Annotated in this window: 17 protein-coding genes, 3 tRNA genes and 1 other RNA gene; 4 read left to right on the top strand and 17 right to left on the bottom strand. The window is 47.7% G+C overall.

The annotated features are described in order from the left end of the window. Positions 1 to 3 precede the first annotated feature (3 nt). From WD312_01760 to WD312_01745, 4 genes are all read left to right on the top strand, one after another. Positions 4 to 720, top strand: coding sequence for a PrsW family glutamic-type intramembrane protease (locus WD312_01760; GenBank protein MEX2563822.1), 717 nt, complete (start codon positions 4 to 6; stop codon positions 718 to 720). Then, positions 707 to 1,201, top strand: coding sequence for an Hsp20/alpha crystallin family protein (locus WD312_01755; GenBank protein MEX2563821.1), 495 nt, complete (start codon positions 707 to 709; stop codon positions 1,199 to 1,201). The genes WD312_01760 and WD312_01755 overlap by 14 nt, the downstream gene beginning before the upstream one ends. 53 nt (positions 1,202 to 1,254) lie before the next feature. Continuing rightward, entirely contained in the window at positions 1,255 to 1,527 is a 273-nt protein-coding gene (locus WD312_01750; GenBank protein ID MEX2563820.1) for a hypothetical protein, read from the top strand. A 255-nt stretch (positions 1,528 to 1,782) separates the two neighbouring features. Next, positions 1,783 to 1,856, top strand: a tRNA-Phe gene (locus WD312_01745). 431 nt (positions 1,857 to 2,287) lie between these two features. Here the strand turns inward: WD312_01745 and WD312_01740 are convergent. From WD312_01740 to WD312_01660, 17 genes are all read right to left on the bottom strand, one after another. Continuing rightward, positions 2,288 to 2,360: transfer RNA gene (locus tag WD312_01740), tRNA-Arg, on the bottom strand. 39 nt (positions 2,361 to 2,399) lie between these two features. After that, a tRNA-Gly gene (locus tag WD312_01735) sits at positions 2,400 to 2,470 on the bottom strand. A 40-nt stretch (positions 2,471 to 2,510) separates the two neighbouring features. Then, the gene (locus tag WD312_01730) at positions 2,511 to 2,900 is read right to left on the bottom strand and encodes a septum formation initiator family protein (GenBank protein ID MEX2563819.1); all 390 of its coding nucleotides are present in this window, start codon (positions 2,898 to 2,900) and stop codon (positions 2,511 to 2,513) included. A 201-nt stretch (positions 2,901 to 3,101) separates the two neighbouring features. Beyond that, positions 3,102 to 4,922 carry a translation elongation factor 4 gene (gene lepA, locus WD312_01725; GenBank protein ID MEX2563818.1) on the bottom strand — a complete coding sequence of 607 codons (1,821 nt, stop codon included), beginning with the start codon at positions 4,920 to 4,922 and terminating at the stop codon, positions 3,102 to 3,104. Positions 4,923 to 5,031: 109 nt separating this feature from the next. After that, the gene (locus WD312_01720; GenBank protein MEX2563817.1) at positions 5,032 to 6,720 is read right to left on the bottom strand and encodes a lipid II flippase MurJ; all 1,689 of its coding nucleotides are present in this window, start codon (positions 6,718 to 6,720) and stop codon (positions 5,032 to 5,034) included. An 82-nt stretch (positions 6,721 to 6,802) separates the two neighbouring features. Then, positions 6,803 to 9,298, bottom strand: a complete 2,496-nt coding sequence (locus tag WD312_01715; GenBank protein ID MEX2563816.1) for a tetratricopeptide repeat protein — start codon at positions 9,296 to 9,298, stop codon at positions 6,803 to 6,805. Between the two features lie 182 nt (positions 9,299 to 9,480). Continuing rightward, an RNA gene (rnpB, locus tag WD312_01710) (RNase P RNA component class A) lies at positions 9,481 to 9,956 on the bottom strand. Positions 9,957 to 10,004: 48 nt separating this feature from the next. Further along, positions 10,005 to 11,450 carry an Asp-tRNA(Asn)/Glu-tRNA(Gln) amidotransferase subunit GatB gene (gene gatB / locus WD312_01705; protein ID MEX2563815.1) on the bottom strand — a complete coding sequence of 482 codons (1,446 nt, stop codon included), beginning with the start codon at positions 11,448 to 11,450 and terminating at the stop codon, positions 10,005 to 10,007. A gap of 47 nt (positions 11,451 to 11,497) precedes the next feature. Continuing rightward, positions 11,498 to 12,529: a GTPase ObgE gene (gene obgE, locus WD312_01700; protein ID MEX2563814.1), complete on the bottom strand. Its 1,032-nt coding sequence runs from the start codon at positions 12,527 to 12,529 to the stop codon at positions 11,498 to 11,500. Positions 12,530 to 12,641: 112 nt separating this feature from the next. Continuing rightward, the gene (locus WD312_01695; protein ID MEX2563813.1) at positions 12,642 to 13,538 is read right to left on the bottom strand and encodes an MYG1 family protein; all 897 of its coding nucleotides are present in this window, start codon (positions 13,536 to 13,538) and stop codon (positions 12,642 to 12,644) included. Between the two features lie 35 nt (positions 13,539 to 13,573). After that, the gene (locus tag WD312_01690) at positions 13,574 to 13,942 is read right to left on the bottom strand and encodes a phage holin family protein (protein ID MEX2563812.1); all 369 of its coding nucleotides are present in this window, start codon (positions 13,940 to 13,942) and stop codon (positions 13,574 to 13,576) included. 145 nt (positions 13,943 to 14,087) lie between these two features. Next, on the bottom strand, positions 14,088 to 16,076 hold the full coding sequence (locus WD312_01685) for a glycoside hydrolase family 15 protein (GenBank protein ID MEX2563811.1): 1,989 nt from the start codon (positions 16,074 to 16,076) through the stop codon (positions 14,088 to 14,090). Positions 16,077 to 16,130: 54 nt separating this feature from the next. Continuing rightward, positions 16,131 to 16,553 (bottom strand): hypothetical protein, encoded by a 423-nt coding sequence (locus tag WD312_01680; GenBank protein ID MEX2563810.1) that lies wholly within the window; start codon positions 16,551 to 16,553, stop codon positions 16,131 to 16,133. Positions 16,554 to 16,599: 46 nt separating this feature from the next. Further along, positions 16,600 to 17,844 (bottom strand): glycoside hydrolase family 57 protein, encoded by a 1,245-nt coding sequence (locus WD312_01675; protein MEX2563809.1) that lies wholly within the window; start codon positions 17,842 to 17,844, stop codon positions 16,600 to 16,602. Positions 17,845 to 17,864: 20 nt separating this feature from the next. Then, a complete protein-coding gene (locus WD312_01670; protein ID MEX2563808.1) occupies positions 17,865 to 19,124 on the bottom strand; it encodes a glycosyltransferase family 4 protein in 1,260 nt (419 codons plus the stop codon). 3 nt (positions 19,125 to 19,127) lie between these two features. Next, positions 19,128 to 20,195 (bottom strand): AI-2E family transporter, encoded by a 1,068-nt coding sequence (locus WD312_01665; protein ID MEX2563807.1) that lies wholly within the window; start codon positions 20,193 to 20,195, stop codon positions 19,128 to 19,130. A gap of 91 nt (positions 20,196 to 20,286) precedes the next feature. Further along, positions 20,287 to 20,835, bottom strand: coding sequence for a disulfide bond formation protein B (locus WD312_01660; GenBank protein ID MEX2563806.1), 549 nt, complete (start codon positions 20,833 to 20,835; stop codon positions 20,287 to 20,289). Between the last annotated feature and the right edge of the window lie 8 nt (positions 20,836 to 20,843).

Here is a 20,843-nt window from a genome sequence, read left to right as displayed (position 1 = left end):
TATATGACCGAAACCACTGTTCTTTTATTAGCGATCGCCGGCGGTATCCTCCCAGCTCTTTTTTGGCTGTGGTTTTGGCTTAGAGAAGACCAAGAGCACCCGGAACCGACCTGGCAGCTTATCATTACGTTTGCTACCGGAATGCTAGCTGCTATCGTTGCCTTAGAGCTTCAGCTCATTCAAGATAAATATTTCACTGTCACATTTACAGCAGCCCTATTCTTAGTATCAGCGATAGAAGAAGTTGTTAAATTTGCCGCATCATACATAGCCGGCATTAATACAAGATCTTTTGATGAACCGATTGACGCACCAATATATCTGATAACAGCAGCCCTTGGATTCGCGGCTCTCGAAAATGTTTTTTACCTCCTTACTCCGCTTCTGGACGGCAATCTTACCCAGGGACTTGTTTCAGGCAATACGCGCTTCATCGGTGCCACGCTTCTCCATCTCCTTGCTTCAGCAACAGTCGGTATTGCTCTTGCGTTCGCTTACTATAAAGGAATAATATTGCGAATCATCTACGTAAGTGTTGGCTTGTGTATAGCAATCATATTGCATACAGCTTTTAACTACCTTATAATTGACAGTATACATAAGGAGACACCTGAACTATTATTCGCTGCCTTCGCGCTTGTTTGGGGCGCTATTATCATCTTGCTCCTTTTCTTTGAAAAGATTAAGGCTCTAACTAGAAAACACAATGCCACGACGTAAACAATCACTATTTGAACGACTAACCGGGGCAGTGCGTTTTGATGATGACGATATCGAAGTTGACCAGCCCGTCGAGCCGCAAGGATTCACACAAGAAATGAATCAGCCCGACCAAGACACGTACTGGACGCAAGAAACACAAGAAGAAGAGGAAGGGCACCTCACGGTCGACCTGTACGAGAGCGGTGACGCGATCATTATTAAAACAATCGTTGCCGGAGTTTCTCCGGACGACCTTGACGTAACGATCACACGTGAAATGGTCACTATCCGTGGACGCAGACTCATGAATGAATCAGTCCCGGATGATAGGTACTATTATCAAGAATTGTACTGGGGATTATTCTCTCGCACTATTACCCTGCCGCAAGAAATAGAGGTAGAAGAAGCAGAGGCTACAGAGCGATACGGCATCTTAGAGATCAAGCTCCCTAAAATAAACAAAAATCGCGAAGCTAAGGTTCGTGTAAAAACTGGATAAAGAAGCAATAGCGCACTTTGATTCTAACTTCTCTGTGGTATAGTATACATCGTATGGAACCTGATGAACGTCGGAAACTGGAACGGATCCTTGAGCTCGTTGAACATAATCATTCCCGAGTAGACAAGCTTTACCGCGCCATGCAATGGGGACGTATATTTACGTTCATCTATTGGGTGCTCCTTATCGGTATAGCCGTTGGAGCATTTTACTTCATTCAGCCATACATAGAACAGCTTGGAGATTTCTACAACGGCTTCAAGGGGACCATCGAAAATGCTCAGGGGTATTTTGGAGGCGGCGAGACGGAAGTGGTGGAGGAGTAAGTATTTGAAAAACTGGGTAAGGGAATACCTTGCCCAGACTGCGCTCGCCAATCATGCGAGAGCGAGCAGAGTTGGTGCCGAATGCCTGGGAAAGCAAAGCTTGCCCAGGCGGCACTCAAAGATAATGCAGGAGCCTGTCTGCCTAACGGCAGACGAGCAAAGCTCGCTGACTTCATGAGTGTAAAAAGAAAAGTAAAACTTTACTTTTTACACTCATTTGTCAGCATACAGGCTCTTGCGCAACACTTTTCATTTGCCTGGGTAGCTCAGTTGGCTAGAGCATTCGCCTGAAGAGCGAAGGGTCGGCGGTTCGAGTCCGCCCCCAGGCACAAGAACAATACAGCGCTAGTTACTAACTAGTGCTGTATTGTTTTATGTGGTAGACGGACTCGAACCAAGAGGGGGTCGGGGAGAAGTATTTCTCCCCGTGGAGGAAGGCAGCGACCGGAGGGAGTGTTGGAAAACCGTGGGTTTCCAAGATGTTCTGTCCGCCCCCAGGCACCAAAACAAGCCGCCGCGAGGCGGTTTTTGTGTATCTGGAGAAAAGGCGCACTGCTGCGCCTCTGTGCGGACGAGAAAGGCGGAGACGTGTCGCACGGAGTGATAGCGAGTACGACGGGCGAGCCCCGGGGGGGCACACAATATTTTCGAAGCGAAGCGCACGAAAATATTGATGTGAGCTGACCCCGAGTCCGCCCCCAGGCACCAAAATAATACAGCATCAGTTTCTAACTGGTGCTGTATTTGCTTTTGTCTCTTGTCTCCCCGGCAGGACTTGAACCAACATCGGTCCCTTAGGAGGGGACTGCTCTATCCAGTTGAGCTACGGGGAGTAGTAAGGAATTTTACTGAAATAAAAATATGCACACCTGTGCGGATAGCGAGAATCGAACTCGCGTCTGATGCTTGGGAAGCATCCGTTCTGCCACTGAACTATATCCGCTGCAAAACCCATTTAAACCTACTTAAATTCATTCTTATCGTCAATCAAAAAAGTTAACTACCGCACCCCAGATCTGACCGAATACCGACTTCTCTTTTGTCTCCTCAGCAACTTGTTCCGGTTGACTGTCTACAATGACCACCATTTCCTCCCCTTCTTTCGTCAGACTATACTTCTTGCGAAGCTCCTCCTCTATCCCTCGCCGTGTCTGCAGGCGCTCAAGGTTCTCGCTGATAACTTCCCGCTCTTCCTGCAACTCTTGCTTTTCTGCCTGGGCGATCGCGACCCGCTCCCCGCTCTCACTCATTTTCTGATACGCCCCCCAAGCAGCCTTCAAGGAAAACGCCGTTACTATAACCAAAAATATCACAAACGGTTTTGAGTAAACAATCCGTTTGAGAAGACGTTTTGAATGAAGACGGCTACTCATAGAAACAGTATATCATGCACAGAAAAACACTTGGCAACACGCTCATTGGTGATATGATATCTGTATTATGATGTTTAATCCGGGAAATCAAAAACGAATCAAGTACGCATTTGCTGTACTCGCTATTCTTGTCATACTGAGCATGATCTTTGCGTTCAGCGCGGGTGCTCCTATGTATTAGTCCACGTTTCTTTGTCCTGCTTAGGAAGAATCAGGCGAATTTTGCTGACGCATCATTTTCAAGAATACTTCGTGAGGTATATTCACCTTGCCCTGGGAACGCATTTTCTTCTTCCCCTCCTTTTGCTTCTTCCACAGTTTTTGCTTACGAGTAATATCGCCACCGTAGAGCTTCGCGGTCACGTCTTTTTTAAGCGCCGAGAGTGTCTTTGACGCAATGATTCGCCCGGCCGAGCGCGCTTGAATTTTTGTCGTGAACATCTGTCGAGGCAGTATAGTATAAAGTTGATCAACCACCTGCCGCGCCTCATGCTCAACCTTTTGTCGGGATATAATGCGTGTTAAGGCCGGCACCTCCTCTTCTGCCACCAGCACATCCATACGCACTACATCTGCCTGTGCTCGCTCACCCACCTCATACGAAACTGACGCATATCCGGCCGACACACGCTTCACGTCATCAAAGAAGCCCCGCATAAGTTCTCGAAGCGGCATTATTGCTTTGATAGCAGTTCGGTTATCACCAAAATTATCCGAGGAACCTGTTGTGGCTTCATGTTCATATAAGATCTGAGTAACATTGCCGATATACTCCGGTGGAGTGATTATTGTTAGTGAGACGACGGGCTCGTAGACAGTCTTTACTTCTTGACCTTCAGGAAATTCGGACGGCGTGTAAATGGTATCAGTCGTACCGTCCACATACTCTATCTCGTACGTCGTGCTTGGAGCCGTTGTTATAACAGCACAATCGAAATCACGCTTCAATCGTTCGGTAACAATCTCAAGATGAAGCATCCCCAAAAACCCGCATCGAAAGCCGCGGCCAAGCACGCGGGAACTTTCTTCTTCAAAGGAAAGCGAGGAATCCTCAAGTTTCAGCCGATCTAGCGCGCGGCGCACATAATCAAAGTCATCTTGGCTTTCCGGAAAGATCGATGCCCAGACCACCGGAGCCGGGTTTTGATACCCATCCAGCACCGGAGTCGAATCACCGGCCCGAGCGATCGTATCACCTACTGAGGCAATACCAGGCTCCTTGATACCGGTCACAATGTAGCCGATCTCGCCGGCTGACAGCGAATCCGCTGCAAGGAGCTGTGGAGTGAACACACCAACCTCATTTGCGCCAAAGCGCTCATTTGCTACCTGAAATTGCAGATCATCTTTTGCACTCACCTTACCTGAGTACAATCGTACATACACAATAACACCGCGATGATTCGAGTACTCAAAATCAAACACGAGCGCCTTGAGTGATTTCTCGTCAGTTATCTCAGGCGCCGGCACGCGCTCAACTACTTCTTCAAGAAGTTCAGCCACACCTGCCCCGGTCTTTCCGGATGTCTCGATCACGTCATCGGGAGAACAGTCAAGAAGCTCAGCGACTTCGAGCTTTACCTCGTCAATACGCGCAAGATCAGAGTCGACCTTAGAGAGAACCGGGATAATAACCAAACCAAGATCCTGCGCCATATGAAGCGTTGTCAGTGTCTGCGCCTGAACTCCTTGAGTTGCATCTACCAACATGATCGCTCCTTCTACAGCCTTCATTGCTCGTGATACTTCGTACGAAAAATCAATATGCCCCGGGGTATCAATCAAATTCAAAATATATGACTCTTTTTTTCCTGAACGATCCGAGGAATACGCCATTCTAACCGGCTGCATTTTTATGGTAATGCCTCGCTCTCGTTCAAGCTCCATCGAGTCAAGAACCTGATCCTGCATGCGCCTATCTTCAACACTGTGAGTGAGTTCGAGCATTCTATCGGCAAGCGTAGACTTGCCGTGATCAATGTGAGCTATAATACTAAAATTTCTGATCTGACTATGTTCCATAATGAATACCCTTCTACACTAACACTTCCTTTACAAAAATCGAACTTTTTACCCATGAAATAGCTACCTGACATCCAGTTACGTGCATTGACCGCACATTTGCAGTTTATTAGTTCTCCAGCGTGTCTGTCCCGCTCGCAACGACATTTTTCCGCCCAAATCGACGCGAAAGAGAGCTCCACAGCTCATTGAGTTCACTAGATCCAAGTAACCACAATACACCAAGGCCGGCACTTGCGCCAACCAAACCGGCACATGCGCCCTGGAGAAAGATACCCAAGAACGTATTAAGATCAAAGAATCCGCTTAATACCTGAAGAGATCCGTAGGCGGTTAGACCGGTGAGAACAGCGCCAGCCAAACTTTGCCAAAAAGACGAAAAAACACCCTTCAAGCTATGCCCGAAATCACGCTCAAACCAGAACCACAACAGCACACCATTTAATAGAAATCCAAGAGTGTAAGCAAGCGGAAGAACCAATACAATGATCCCGTCGAGATCTGTCACCCGCAACGCTGTGCCCAGAACCGTTCTAAATAGCACGCTTGCTTCAAACAGATACCAGAGGCCGAATGCGCTCACGACCATTACCGCGCCTGAAGTAATATTAATCAAAAATGGAGTACGCGTATTGCCAACCGCAAAATAACCTCGCACAAACAGAAGCATAAGCGCCTGGAACACAAGTGAAATTATAAAAAGTGCCAAAGCGGCAGCGGTTAAACGAGTGTCAGCCCAATCAAAACTACCGCTACCAAGTATTGTTCGAACGATCTGGGCACGTAAAACAATAAAGAGCGCGGTAAGCGGAAGCGCCCAAAAAACGATATGACGGGCTGCGGTCGTAAACTGCTGAAGAAATGTTTGCATGTCACCTTTTGCAAACAATCGAGTTAATGCCGGAAATGCCGCTACAGAATAACTCGCTCCAATAATAGAAAGCGAGACTGATTGAAGGTTAAACGAGAATTGGAAGATCGCGATCGACCCTTCAGCCATAAGCGAAGCGATCGATATTAGAAAGATAATGGCAATGTGGTTGATCGAAAGCGCGATACGCCGAGGTGCTGAGTAAAATAAGACTCTCCAGATCTCGGGGGTATTCCAGGAGAATGTAAAACGTGGCAAAAACCCTTTTGAGATCACGAACGGCACCTGAACCACCAGGTGCAATACCGCTCCGAATAATACTCCATACACTACTCCGGTTATGCCCAGCGACGGCTCAAAGAATACAGCGATCCCACCGGCAATGATCCCGAGGTTGTACAGGAGTGGGCTAATTGCATACAATAAAAAGCGCTGGTGGGCCTGAGTTACTGCCGCCAACAAATTTGAGATCCCCAACAAGATAGGTGAGAGAAGGAGGAGACGACTAAGACTGATCGCTTGTGCTAGGTCGCTTCCTGCAAATCCCGGAAATATTAGCGGCAACACATACGGCATAGCAAAGAACGCAACAATGCTGAGCACAGAAACCGTTAGGAAGAAGATAGAGAAGACTCGATCAAGAAAGATCTTTGCCGTCTCACGATCACGCTCGAGACGCTCAACGAAAAACGGTAGCAATACCGAAAGCGATACGATCGAGGCGACCGTAAGGAACAGTAGATCAGGTATACGAAATGCCGCATAGTACACATCCAGTGTTCGACTTGCTCCAAAAAGACCGGCGAGCAACCTGTCCCGAAGAAGCCCCAGCAACTGCGAGCTCAAAGCAAATACACCGAGGACGTAAGCAGCCTGATGGATGCCAGCCACTTCTCTATGAATGAATTGGATAAGTTTAGTGACCATATTTAACTACGCCGCGTTAAACACGGTACGTTATCCATGCATCATGTCAACTCACCGAGGATATAGCAAAACGTCGTAGAGACTACTCTTCATCTGTCCCCCCTTCGGCATCAGCACCCTCGACAACCTCGTCTTCGCTAATGTTCGCTTCGCTTGTACCCTCTTCAGGAGAAGTCTCCTCTACCGGGAGTTCTGCATCACTATCTACCTGATCGCTGATAGGATCACTTACACCCTCAAAGAGTGGGAAATTATTTCGCATGTTCGTAAGGATCTGCTGTAGGTCGCTATTGTCTGGATTTGTTTCTATAAGCTCCTCAAACAGTGCGATCGCTTCTTCGGTATCTCCTAGGCGGTACTGACTGAGCCCCAGGAAGTATTGAGCGTTTGCGTATCCCTCTACAAGCTCCGTTGCTCGTTCAAGAGCCTGTACGGCACCTGAATAATTCTCGTCCTGGTAATAGAGTAATCCAAGCTGGAAGAGTAATCCTGCGTCACGTGGTGCCAGGTTCGCTACCTGCTCAGTCTGTGCGATAGCCTCTGCGATATTACCCTCGGACGCTTCGATCTGAGCAAGAAGGAAGATCGCTTCTGTGTAGTTTGATTTTAACTCTCGTGCTTCCGCGATATATGTTCGAGCGGCCTGAAGATCCTCATTCGCTATCTCAAGACGAGCGCGCTGAAGCCGAAGGGCCGGACTCTTTGGATTTCGTTCGATCGCTTCTGCAAGAGCTTGATCTGCCCGATCATAAGCGCCGTCGATACCGTACTGAACAGCTTGGTGAAAGATCCCACTGAGTGCTGACCAATTCTGTGCGTCAATCGGCTTCACTTGAGTCGCGATCTCACCTGCAACGATGGCGTCCTGGAAGTTTTGCGTAAACTCAGCTTCCTGCTGATTTGAAAATCCATCATTTCCAGCCTCAGCCACAAGCGTATTTGCTTGTGCAATATTGATGCGAGAGAGACTACGGTAGTATATGTCGTTCTCATCTAACTGAATAGCCTGTCTCATGAGTTGATCTGAGTTTTCAAGCTCTCCTTCACCGGCAGCGAGGGAGCTGCGTTGGAAGAATACTGATGCAACAGTTTTCTGACCGAGAACATACCCGAACACGACCGAGGACAGTAACAGTAATACGAGAACAAGGACTGCAACAAATCCGGCTCGCGGATAAGCTGAGAATTTAAGAAGATGTTTATCTACAACTCCATTGCCAACTACAGATCCAAGGAAAAGACCTGTAAACACAAATGTTATGGCGATCATCACCGTACCCGGAACCGACACGATCGCCATGGACCAGAGAAAGATGGTAACAGCGCCGGACGAAAGAGTAAGGTACCTGTTCAGCGGAGCCAAATTAACACGGAAGAGCGTGCGAATTGTGAGATAGCCGATTGTGCCCAAGAAGAATATCCAAGCGAGCGCACCCAGAAGGCCTGTGGTCACAAGAAATGTCGGAACAAGACCAACACCGTAGTTGAACTCGGTGTTCCAATACTGTGTTTCGTTTACACCATCAGGCTTGAAATTATTCCACTCATATGAGAAGTGGTTAGGACCCGCTCCAACGATCGGAGAATCGGAAAGCGTGCTTCGGGCAACATTAAATGTTGCTGTCCATGACGGACGAACATCAAATGTTGAAATGCCCAAGTACTGTGACACGCTGTCGCCGATCGATCCTCCAACAAGCACGAATAGGACCGAAATGATCAATACGATCAATGCGTTCACGCTAACACGTGGTCCGGTCGAGTCCGTCTCGCTTTCTACTGAACTGTCTCGCATCAAAAATGCATAGATCAGATAAAGCAGCGAGATCGAGCCGAGAACGTACCAGACGACAGCAGAATTACCTATAATGAGGAACACGAGAGAAACACCGAAAACAACGTAGATCACGCTCCTAAACGCAGTTCGAAGGCGAAGCTCCTCAAGCGTAACGAGTGACAGCAAAGTACCCACCGCAAAAAAGGCTGTGAGATCATTCCAACTACCAATAGTGTTTGACGCCATTGAAGGGAAAATTCCGAACGACAAAAGATCCGGGCCGCCAATAAAACGAAGTAGGTGAAAAACGCCTAGAAGAATGAAGGCGCCGAAGAACGCAAGATATGCGTAAAAAATATGTTCTTTTGTTTGGAACAACTGAACGACAAGGAACAGAAGCAGGAATAGCACCAGAATAAAGCTAAACGCTGTCGGCTCAAACCCATACCCGAACAATGAGTGAGCAGGCGTACTACTGAAGAGGGATGCAAGCAAGTACGCAACAACTACTGTCGGAATAGCCAGCAGAGCGATGTGTCGAGGGTACGAGAACTCACCGCGCCGCAAAACCGTGATCAGATAGAGAATGAAAGCAAGAATGACGAACACCTCACCCAATAATATTTTTGAGAAAGGGAATGTTACCAACGCGGAAGGTACAAAAAACAACGGCAGAAGGAATATAAGTCCGATCAGAATACCACGAGATACCAGGGTTAGTGCTTGCCCTGCGTGCGGTGAGGGCTCAGTTCGAGCGGCTGAAGAATCGATCAATCGAGAAAGTAAAGGAATACGTACCATATTTTAAAATGCGGCTACTTACTAATAGCTACTGATAAAGGTTAATGCATCAATAATATATTACCAGCGGAAACTCATCAATGCATCTTATACACAGGGCACATTACACCATTCAAATTCATTTGTTCTATTCCATCCAAAAGGATACTCAAAAACCCGCCTTTCGGCGGGTTTTTGTGTTTTGAAGCGATATGTCTGTAAGCCGGATTCTGTCCGAACCCCTAAAAGAGGGCCCTGGACGATCATTTATCTGGGCTGTCTGTTACCAGACAGCTCGTGCGGCACAAACCAATGAAACCTTGTTGTTACAAGAGCATTGGAGTACGGCCTTGCACTTGGGTAAGGATTTAGCCGTTTCACCCTTCAATTTCGTTTAAGGAAACCTCAAGCTTATATAAAGGTTATTCCATTCCTGGAATCTCTATCCTTTCGGAATCGAGCGTCACTGCTCGCACCTCTTCCGCCTGGGGCGGATGACGGGTGTTACCTCCGACGTCCATCATATGATGGAGTCGGAGCTCCGCACCTCGGCTATGCCGAAGCGTCGGAGCCGCTACCATTTTAGATCCGTTATCCGTCAAAGACGGAACAGAAATAAGTGTCCGGACTTTCCTCTAAGTTCTTGCAAAAAAAACTCAGCGATCGTCCAACATATCACCTTCTATATTATACCATTCAAACAAAACAACGCAAGTATCTCAATTCCTTAGGCTGCCAACTCCTTCTCAAACAATTCCTTTAAAACCTGCGGGTTCGCCGAACCTTTACTCTTCTTCATCCCCTGCCCGACCAAAAACTGAAGCACTTTCTCATTTCCTTGCTTATACGACTCTGCTTCGTCCGGATTCTCGACAACTACATCACTCACTATCTGCGCAAGGTCTCCTTCGTTGCTTTTCTGAAGCAGTCCTTCCTTTTCAGCTATCTCCTCAGGATCACCGCCCTCTCGATACAGCGTAGCAAGCAGGTCTTTTGCCCCACGTGAAGAGAGCTTCTGTTCGGCCGCCATCTCTATAACCTTAGCGAAATGTATCGGATCGATAAAACGCGCCGGGTCAACTTCAGCAAAGTACGGCACGTTCTCGTCCTTTTTCATCAAGCCAATGAAATCTGAAGTGATATAGTTCACCGCCAGTTTTTGTTGTTTTGGGTCCTCACCGATCTCTTTTATGACCGCTTCAAAGTAAGCTGCCCACGGCAGTGACTGCACAAATATATCGCTCGTCTGCGTATCGAGATCATAACTCGTTGCGTAGCGCTCTCGTCGCTCCCATGGCAACTCGGGCATTTCCTTCGTGATCTTATCCGGCTGAAATTCCGGCACGCGCGAGATCCAGATCTTCGGCAAGTCCGGTTCCGGAAAGTACCTATAGTCTGCTGATCCTTCTTTCTGTCGCTGTGAGAATGTGGTCTGTTTTTGCTCATCCCAGCCACGTGTTTCCTGAATGATCTCTTCACCACCGCTCTCAAGTGCCTTTGTGTGTCGTTCTATCTCGCACGCGATAGCTCCTTCAACTGACCGAAACGAATTCAGGTTTTTAACTTCTACTTTTGTACCAAAAACATCTTTATCCGCACTTACTGAAATATTCGCCTCGACGCGCATCTGCCCCTTCTCCATATTAGCCTCACCTGCCCCAAGATACCGCAGAAGCAGCTGAAGTTCTTTCGCAAACGCGGCAGCTTGCTCACCGCTTGTAATAACCGGTTCGGTCACAAGCTCCATCAACGGCACCCCTGCTCGGTTAAAGTCAACGAGACTGTAATCACCTTGATCGTGAGTAGATTTTGCCGTGTCCTCTTCAAGGTGTATACGCGTAAGCTCAACATCGTGTAGCGCGCCACCCGAAACCAACGGATGCTCGTACTGACTTATCTGATATCCCTTAGGAATATCCGGATAAAAATAATTCTTTCGATCGAACTCTGTAAAATCAGCGATCGTACCGCCTACAGCATGACCGACTTTGATCACATGCTTAACCGCCTCAAAATTGATCGTGGGCAGTGTACCGGGATGCGCCATGCAAACCGGACAGATGTTGGTGTTTGGTTCTGCGTCGGGATCATTCTTGGAGTTACAGAACATCTTGGTCACCGTATTCAATTCCGCGTGTATCTCTAGTCCAATTGTCGGAAAATATGTGGTCATACAGATGTGATCATACTAATATCTATCTCACCAATTCTAACACACCGCTATTCCATGACGTCCTCTTCCTCATCGTCTTTATCAGCAGGATGGTTTGCCTCTACTTGTTCACTGTCACGAACGTACTCAACGATCGTGTCACCAAGCCTTTTGATCAGCGCTTCATCAATAATAGAAACCGCTATCACCTGCTGACCGATCTTTGTAAACGCTGCCAGCATTTCGCTGACGATCCCTTCATCTACCACGTCGCTTTTGGTCAACACGATCAGCTCGGGTTTATCCGTGAGCGAGACGTCATACTTATCAAGTTCGTTGCGAATCGTCTTGTATGCCTGCACCATGTCCTCATTTTCAAACGAGACACAGTGAACCAAGAGAGCGGTCTTTTTAATATGACGCAAAAATGTATGGCCCAATCCTCGCCCGCCGGAAGCTCCTTCGATCAGTCCGGGAATGTCCGCAAAAATATAGCCATGGTATTCCCCTAAGTGCGGATCAAGCGTGGTGAAGTGATACGCCGCAACTTTGCTGTGCGCATTCGTGAGTTCATTGAGAAGCGTAGACTTGCCGGCGCTCGGCAGTCCGATAAAACCTACGTCGGCTATCAACTCTAGTTCTATATGAAAATCTGCGTCTTCGCCTTTTGTGCCCGGAGTCCATTCTTGAGGCTGTTGGTTCGTTGCTGACTTGAACTGCTCATTACCCAGACCACCTTTTCCTCCCTCAAGAATACGAATTGTCTCGTCAGCTCGTGTAAGCTGAAAAACCTCGCCCGTGGTTTGGTTCGTTACTTTCGCACCCATCGGAAGATCGATGGTCAGGTCCTCACCGTTCTTGCCGTGCAAACTTTTTTTGCCTCCATCGCCTCCATCTTCGGCTCGAAACTCCTTGGTGTGCGTGTACCCCTGCAGGATAGAGAGGTCACGGACCGCGCGAATATACACATCTCCGCCGTCTCCGCCGTCACCGCCAGCCGGGCCGCCCTTGGGCCTGAATTTCTCCCGAAGCCAGCGTACAACGCCGTCCCCTCCTTTCCCTGCCTTTATATGTACCGTGAGTTCATCTACAAATGCCATACGGGGAGTATAGCGTATTCAGTGGTCAGTATCCAGTTTTTAAGCCATTTTTTAACGAAAAAAGCTCAAAACCACCCTTATTAAATGGCTCACATGCTTTGTGAGCCATTTATCATGCTTCTACCGCTCTTTGAGCAAGTATAAGCGCGGATTCATGCGAATAAGCCCCGGCCAAGAAAAGCCCTTTGTGGCAAAAAATAGCATCGTCCAAACCAGTCTCTTGCCGGAAAGGCTCACCTTCTAATCCGCCCCAGCTTGCAGGCAGATCCTTACGATTATCAAAACTGTTCTTCTCCACAGGAACAGTGCGTACGTACCACTGCTCTTTGCCGTCAGCCTCGATCGGATACACCATGTAAAGCGGCTCTGAGTACTGCGCTATTACCTCCTTCCACGGCACCGGATAGTCAAGCTCGATGATCCGTTTGTCCGCGGCTTTCTGATAAGCCTCCTCTACCGCCTCTCGTGCAACCTCCACCGCACGTTTGTGAGCAATAACACGTAAAAGATGCGCCTTAGCAATATCACACACATAGCGAAACTGCTTATCGATATCAAGCTCGCTTTCGGTATATGCCGGCACAAACGAACCGATCAGATCATCAAGCGTGTAGACCTCAATGCCCTCGAGCACTGACGCAGAGAGATCTACTCCGTTATCATTCGCATCAATTGAGAGAACAAGTTTATGTTCGATCGCCTCAGCCACCGCAGAACTTCCCGCAAGCTCTTCCCCGTACTCACGCCACACAAGACCGAACGAAGCGTAGGGAATACTGTTTGTCCTCGGTTCGAGTCCGCCTTGATGATGATCAAATCTTTTTTTCTCCGGATCATATACCCCGCCAACATCGACAACAATATCGGCCGCATCTATTTTTTCCTGCTGTCGAGTTCGCACAACACGAGGAAGCCCTTCGCCTCGCTTTGTAAGGATCAGCTCGAGGGTAGCAACGGCATACACATCATCAGTATGAAAACGGGCGCTGTGAGTAACGATGGTGGTCATACGTAGATTTTATTTTAAATGCTTTTTCGCCGTTATTAATTCGATACTGCGCTACGAGGTTTTTGCTGGGCGACAATAAGCCGATTTCCAAGAAAGCTCACGATCGAAACCACGAGCGCCCCGAGAAATGCCGACCCAAATCCATCAACTTCAAATCCATCAACAAAACTTGCGACAAACAAGAACAGGAAGCTATTGATGACCAAGATAAACAATCCCAGGGTTACAATATTGATCGGCAAGGTAAGCAAGATAAGGACCGGTCGAATGATCGCATTCACCAAACCCAAAAGTGCAGCCGCGATAAGTGTTATATAAAGCCCATTCAGAGAAACACCGCTGACGATCCAAGCAGCGACAACGAGTGAGAGCGCGATAAGTAGCCAACGAGTGATGATATACATATAGTTTAATTAGTTACAACCCTCTTCTGCTATAGACAGCAGGCAGGCGAGTTTTCTTTCCAAAACTATCCCCTAGCAAACTCTCCAACATACTCTCTTTGAACATCTTCTTCATTATCCTAACACGCCTCACAACATACGCGGACTAGATCACGTCTTCGATCGGAGCAGTAGCCTCACTTCCACCAAGCTCTTCGAGTTTTTCCATATAATTGATCACGGTGTAGACATACTCTGCGTGACTCCAGGCGAGCGGTGCTATCGAAACCTGTTCGCCGGTGTGCGGGTCGATCTGCTCGGAAAGAACCCCGGAAGCTAGCGCGTGCTGAGCGACCCACTCAAGCTCCTCATTAATGCCCGAAAGATCATCGATCGTCTTTGCTTTCAAGATCGTATACTGCACGAACCACAACGTTGTCACAAACCAGGCATTACCAGGTAATTGATGATCGACCGTGAAGTATGTATCTCCTTTGTAACGAGCCACTCCGCCGGTCGGGATCGGATCTGAAAGTTCCTTTCGGGTGAGCTGAAACGTACGTTGCAGTCTCTCATCGTCCGGTGGCAGAATATTAAATCGAAATATCCCGTAAAAACTACTCGCATCTACTGTTTTATCATATTCGATCTTGTCATTATTTATATTCAACAACTTTACAAAATACCCTGCCTCACTATCGTACAGATGAGTCAAAATACCCTCACGTACAGTGACCGCTGTTTCTTGATAGAGCTTCGCGTCATCATTTTTTCCAAGAAGTGTTGCGAATTGGCAGGCTGCGTTCAGCGCTCCAAAGACACTGGCACACGTAAATGTAGAAACACCGTTTTTTTCCTCCCACAGATCATAACTCGGCTTCGGCAGGCCGGTTTTCTCGTCCCGATACGAAACAAGAAAATCCGCCATACGCTTCACGTATGAGTTATACACTACCTCCAAATACTCAAGATCTTTATTGAGTTTATAGTGCTCCCAGAACATGACGAGGAGCAAAGCGGTCTCGTCTTCCTGAATCGCCAACTGCTCAACACCTTCCTGGATCCACGGATGCCACGAACTTCCAAGCGATCGGTCCGGTTGATATTTATGCAAAATATATCCTTTCTCTGTCAGTACATCGTGCGTGAATTCAACAAAACGATGAGCAACATCGTCGTACCCGGCATGATCAAGCGCGAGCGCAATAAAAGCACCGTCACGGGGCCAAACATACCCATACGTATCCTTGCCGTACATACCGCTCGCGCCGTCTCCGGAAGCCAGTATGCCACCGCGATCGTCACAATGTGTACGCAATATCAATAGCGATTTTTTAAATAGATCGACAACGTCACTGCTCAACCCGGAGAATGTAAAATTACGTTTATTGACCCAGGCCCGCCAGAAATCAGGAGCGCTCTTGAGAATATGCTTCGCTGTTTTACGAGCGACCATCTCATGAAGGTGTTTTGTTTCCTTGTATGTCTCCCCGACCAACACCCAATAGGTGATCTCTGTTGACTCGCCTTTTTTCAACGTAAGATGAAATCCGAGCGTTGAATCCACTGATCCGTGTTCAATAGGATTTTTTGCTAGCTCTCCATCTTCTGCATCACGCCATGTCCCCTCTTTCCCTTCTACACCGAATAAACCGACCGTGTAATCCTGAAACGACTCACCATTTGCCCGTCCGCTTATCAAAAATACTCGACGCCCTTTATAGTGAACGACTGCTTTTTCATTAGGGTTATAGTATGCCGTATCTGCATGCGATGTTGCGCTGATAGTGAATTGCTGATTAAAAAATACACGAACATCACGTTTGTGCCCCAGGTTTTCCACTGTGACGTGTCGAATAAGAACGTTGTCTTCGTTATATACCACATCGCGGAAATATACATTGATCTTAAGGCGGTCATTAGACGCTACAATATTCGAGGTCAAAGTCTCTTTTTCGTAATCAACCTTTACGTGCCACCCCTCATCGCCTATCCAGGTCAGCTCATTATCAACCCACACACCCACGCTCAACGCGTCACCAGATGCAATATGATTTTCGTGCCCAACATACGGGAAGTAAAAATCACGCACCTGACCGGCTGCGTCCATGCAAACTAATATTGTACCGTTACCAAGAACTAATGAGCGTGACATAGATTACATTTGTCGTTTTACCTTCTCTTTTGAAACTTTTACACCGCCCTGTCTTTACAGCTCGCCCCGTCGGCGACATAGTCGCTCAAGAATAGCTGCCGCCTCCGCCTGAGCAGCTGCTCGACTGATAAGTTCAGCCGCGATCTCTTCGTTCCAAACATCACGCAACCAACAGGAAAAATCATTGCATGTGCCACCGGTGTGATGCTCGTAGTGTTCTGTTTCTAAACGCCGAAGCAACTCATGGAGGTCTACCAATGTATATACCGCAGAGCCATCGATCGCTTTGAACGCATTTTCCTCATCAACCCTTTGACACTCTCGTATCACACGAGCAGCTTCAGGCTGTCTTCGCCACACCGAAAGATACTGACGCATGCGTGCGCTTCCGGCCCGCACCGGCCGAACATTCTGCGGTTCGTGACGACTCAAAAACTTGCGAAGTAATGGATGTGAGTAATTGTGTTTAATGAACATAGGTTGCAATAGTGTTAGGTTGCCAAAAGATCAGCCCTTCATTTGATCAGGTAACCTTGCGCAACGGTACCGGCTCGCCCGCCTCACGCTTCGATTGGATCTCCTTTACCCGTAATTGTACATCATGGATAACGTTCATGTAAGCAATAAAAGCATCGTACGGCGACTGATACGGATTAAAATAAGTATGAACGTCGCCGTCAGCAAACCACTTCGTACACATGTAATAAAAATGATCCGAGGTGGTCAGTCGACGCCAATCGTCGATCAATTGCTCGTCACCACTGGAAAGAACGTCTTCTTCAAGATCGAAAACACTGCGGAGCGCATCAGCCTGCATGTCATTTGAATGCCACGCCGACAGATCTCGCTCAACATCTGCCCATGACACGTAATGCGGGGCATCGATCTCACCGACCGGATCGGCTGAGGCAAGCACTTCAGAGGGAGTAGCAAACACGGTATCCGGGTGTCGATACAGTTCGGTCGGCAACGCCTTCATAAACTCAAAGATACCGGTATCTTCCCATTGGTGCTCGCCAAATGTTTCGTAGTCCATGAAGAGATTAACAACATCACCTGAGCCGTGGTTGCTGTTTACCCAGCTAGCGAATTTTTCAGCTGAAAGTGGATATTCTTTCCATCCTTTCTCTCCGAATCGAAACGCGATATCGTCAGACAGCTTGTAATTTTTTAGTAAAAGCGGCAACGGTTTTTTCCCAAGAGACCGATACACGAAGTTAGGTGAACGCCAGCCAAGAATATGGTCTGCGCCCTCGGCAAGCATACCGGTAAAGCCAAGTTCTTGTACGACATCTGCAAGATCGTTGTTATATATAAGCTCTGTATTTCTAAACACCTTCGGTGTAATACCGAACAGATCCTTCATCTTATCTGTGTGCATCTGTATCTGCCGCCTAAATTCTTCCGGCGAGTGAATGAACGCGAGCGAGTGATGATATGTCTCGTTGAGAAACTCAACACGACCCGTTTTCGCAAGTTCTTTGAACTGGTCAAGCACATCCGGAGCATACTGCTCGAGCTGCTCAAGAACCGTGCCTGTAACAGAGAACGACACCCGAAACTGCGGGTGACGCTCCAAAAGCCCCAGCAGAAGATCGTTCATCGGTCGATAACATTTCCCCGCCACCTTGTTTAAAATTGCTTGATTATCGAGATCGGTTCCGTCCGAAGCACTAAAGTACGGCTTGCCCGTTCCAATATCAAAAATACTATGTTTATCGAGTCGAAAGGGTTGGTGAACCTGAAAATAAAAACAAACAGAGGTCATAACAAATAAAAGAAAGAGAATTAGTTCTTCGTGACTAACACCATTGTAGCATAGAGCTCACGAACCTTATCCGCGGCCTTTTGCCATGTTTGTTGCAACGCATCCTGATACCCGTTCTTTGACAGCGTTTTCTTCAAACCGGGGTGCCTCAGTACTGACACCGCTTTATTGGTCGCTTCTTCCACATCCCAAAAATCAACCGTAAGCGCATTAGTGAGACACTCACTCACTCCGGACTGTTTTGATATCAACACCGGCGTGCCATTAATAAGTGACTCAAGCGGAGTGATGCCGAACGGTTCAGAGACAGACGGCATAATATAGAGATCCGCCGCCTTGTATAACTGAGCAAGATCAGCCCCACGCGCAAACCCGGCGAAAATGAACTTGTTACTTAGACCTGCAGCCGCAACATCGCGAAGCATACGCTGATGCATATCGCCGGAACCCGCAACAACGAATATTGTAGACGGTTCATGGTCAAGAATCCTTGCAGCTGTCTGAACAAAGTAGTCTGGCCCTTTTTGCAGAGTTAGGCGCCCGACAAATAACACAATGTTATATCCGCATCGCTTCAGTTGGACCACATGATCAGTAGCTATTTTGTCAGGAGCATATTCCGCCGCATTAATACCGTTATGAATTGGCATGATCTTTTGATCGTCAACTCCATAATGAGTTGTGAGAATATTCTTTGTAAAAGCCGAAACACTCACAACCTGATCAGCCGCTTCGATACCTTTTCGCTCTATACCGTATACGTATTCATTGACCTGATTGCCGCCACCTCTATCAAACTCAGTAGCGTGAACATGCGCCACAAGGGGTTTGCCTAATTCTTCTTTTGCAGCAATACCCGCCCCGAACGTAAGCCAGTCGTGCGCATGAATTACATCAAACTCACCGACATGATCACGAGCGATCGCACGTGCATTCTCGGCATATTCTGCTGCCGCTTCATAGATCGTATACGCGCCGCTGCCTCCGTACTTCTCACGTCGCAGTCGATACTCTTCAGCGGTAAGATACGCGGACAACAAGACCGGCGTACCTTCTTTGGTTACCATTTCTTCTGAATCATCAGCGAAAATAAAACGACACGACGTGTCAGTTACCGGTATACGCTTTGGCAATACAAACGTCACTTCTACTCCGTCGGCAGCGAGCGCCTCGACCAACCCCTTGCAAGCCACGCCAAGGCCACCTGAATTATACGGCGGATATTCCCAGCCGAACATCAAAACTCGCAAGGGAGCGTTTTTTTGAGTGCGATCGGCCATACGTTATATATCTGTTTGTTTCGCTGACAATTCTTTCTCAAGGATCATCGGATACATGTCGAGCAGTACAAAGAGCAATGCAAGTAGAACCGGACCGGCCACGAAACCAATAGGACCGAACAACGACACACCTCCTAATATAGAAACAAGGATCAAAAACGGATGAATTTTCATGCCCCGTTCAATAAAGATAGGTCCCAAAATATCATCCACAAGGTAGATGGCTAGGACCGCCCATCCAATTAACCCGACCCCACTCCACGTATTGCCGATCGCAATAAGATACAGCGCGGCCGGCGTGATAACTAAACCCGGACCCAACATAGGCACTACAGAGAGGACCGCCGCAACAGCCCCCCAAAGCAGTGGCGCCGGTATACCCACGACACTGAGCGCAACAGCTGTAAGCACCCCTTGGATAACTCCTGTAAGTATTCTCCCAAGAACAGCTGAGTTTACCGCATCTTTTATTTTGTGCAGGATCATTGTTTCGTATCCGCGCGCGAGTGGCGTGACCCGAACAAGATAGCGCACCGCACGATCACCATCCCGAAAAAGATAGAAAAGGGCGAGCAAGCTGATCGCGCCCGCTATCACGATTCGAAACGCCTGACCAACGAACATGTTCGCTCTCTCAAGTACCCACGAAATACCCTGAGCGATGTGCTCCTGCGGAGCAATATCCAACGTATACAAGCCAATATACTCAGCTATGGTCGGCGAAAAAGCAGCGACCCATTCCACAAACGCAGTAAGTGAGTCATCAAGATTAAACTCAGATGCGGCTATGAGGGACAGGAGTCTTGAGGCTTCCTGAAACAGCAAGATACTGAAGATAACAAGCGGAATGATTATTACTATCAAAACAACCGTGGTACTCAGAGTCGACGCAAGCCAAGCCCGTCCATTAACTGCATCCAGTATTTTTTGATGGAGTGGATAAAAAACGATCGCTAACACGATCGCAAAAAAGATAGCCGGTATATACGGCAGAAACACCAGTCCGATCAGCACCGCTGCAGCGACCAGAAGAGCGAAAAAGTAACTAAGCTGTATGATGTCACGAGACATGTGAAGATAGTCTAATCGTACCACACCACGCATCATCTCAGACTGTGCATAGGAGATACTATCCACACCGGACGTACGACTATATAGCTACTTAGACTCGAGCGCTCTTGCGTTGTTCGTACAAACCGTTGCCGGCGATCAAGGCAAGTATGGTAAAGACCGTAAGCGACATTACCGGCATAGTTATAAAACCAAACTCGGTGATGTAAATAGTACTGCAACTCACTTCTCCTGGCAGGCAAAATATAGTGTCATCACGCAACTGAATACTAATATGAATAACGGCTAACACCATACCTATGACAGACAACATGATCAGCACGACATATTCTTCAAGTCTTCTTCTAAATAGTGCAACACCAAAAATAAGCACTTGCGGATACATCGCAACCCGCTGCCACCAACAAAACTCACACGGCTCAAAAGCGATTATCTGTGAGTAGATCAGCGTACTGATCAACGCTCCGGTTGAAATAAGAAAACCCAGCCAAAGATGATATGTATGCAACTTCTCCCGAAGAAAAGCAAAAAACCTCACCCACGAGAAACAAACAGCTATGAGGTATAGGACAATAAGCGCCATCCCCACCAACACAGCAGAGGCAGCAATGCTATTAAACCAATCAGTAAATAAGTTCATACTACGCA

It is taken from the genome of Candidatus Paceibacterota bacterium (assembly GCA_040905715.1).
Classification (GTDB): Bacteria; Patescibacteriota; Minisyncoccia; order Phycocordibacterales; family CSBR16-193; genus JBBDHZ01.
This window is presented reverse-complemented; position numbering and strand designations above follow the sequence as displayed.

Coding starts and splice junctions, on each gene's coding strand:
- WD312_01760 (MEX2563822.1), top strand. CDS start 4: ATGACCGAAACCACTGTTCTTTTATTAGCGATCGCCGGCGGTATCCTC.
- WD312_01755 (MEX2563821.1), top strand. CDS start 707: ATGCCACGACGTAAACAATCACTATTTGAACGACTAACCGGGGCAGTG.
- WD312_01750 (MEX2563820.1), top strand. CDS start 1,255: ATGGAACCTGATGAACGTCGGAAACTGGAACGGATCCTTGAGCTCGTT.
- WD312_01730 (MEX2563819.1), bottom strand. CDS start 2,900: ATGAGTAGCCGTCTTCATTCAAAACGTCTTCTCAAACGGATTGTTTAC.
- lepA (MEX2563818.1), bottom strand. CDS start 4,922: ATGGAACATAGTCAGATCAGAAATTTTAGTATTATAGCTCACATTGAT.
- WD312_01720 (MEX2563817.1), bottom strand. CDS start 6,720: ATGGTCACTAAACTTATCCAATTCATTCATAGAGAAGTGGCTGGCATC.
- WD312_01715 (MEX2563816.1), bottom strand. CDS start 9,298: ATGGTACGTATTCCTTTACTTTCTCGATTGATCGATTCTTCAGCCGCT.
- gatB (MEX2563815.1), bottom strand. CDS start 11,450: ATGACCACATATTTTCCGACAATTGGACTAGAGATACACGCGGAATTG.
- obgE (MEX2563814.1), bottom strand. CDS start 12,529: ATGGCATTTGTAGATGAACTCACGGTACATATAAAGGCAGGGAAAGGA.
- WD312_01695 (MEX2563813.1), bottom strand. CDS start 13,538: ATGACCACCATCGTTACTCACAGCGCCCGTTTTCATACTGATGATGTG.
- WD312_01690 (MEX2563812.1), bottom strand. CDS start 13,942: ATGTATATCATCACTCGTTGGCTACTTATCGCGCTCTCACTCGTTGTC.
- WD312_01685 (MEX2563811.1), bottom strand. CDS start 16,076: ATGTCACGCTCATTAGTTCTTGGTAACGGTACAATATTAGTTTGCATG.
- WD312_01680 (MEX2563810.1), bottom strand. CDS start 16,553: ATGTTCATTAAACACAATTACTCACATCCATTACTTCGCAAGTTTTTG.
- WD312_01675 (MEX2563809.1), bottom strand. CDS start 17,844: ATGACCTCTGTTTGTTTTTATTTTCAGGTTCACCAACCCTTTCGACTC.
- WD312_01670 (MEX2563808.1), bottom strand. CDS start 19,124: ATGGCCGATCGCACTCAAAAAAACGCTCCCTTGCGAGTTTTGATGTTC.
- WD312_01665 (MEX2563807.1), bottom strand. CDS start 20,195: ATGTCTCGTGACATCATACAGCTTAGTTACTTTTTCGCTCTTCTGGTC.
- WD312_01660 (MEX2563806.1), bottom strand. CDS start 20,835: ATGAACTTATTTACTGATTGGTTTAATAGCATTGCTGCCTCTGCTGTG.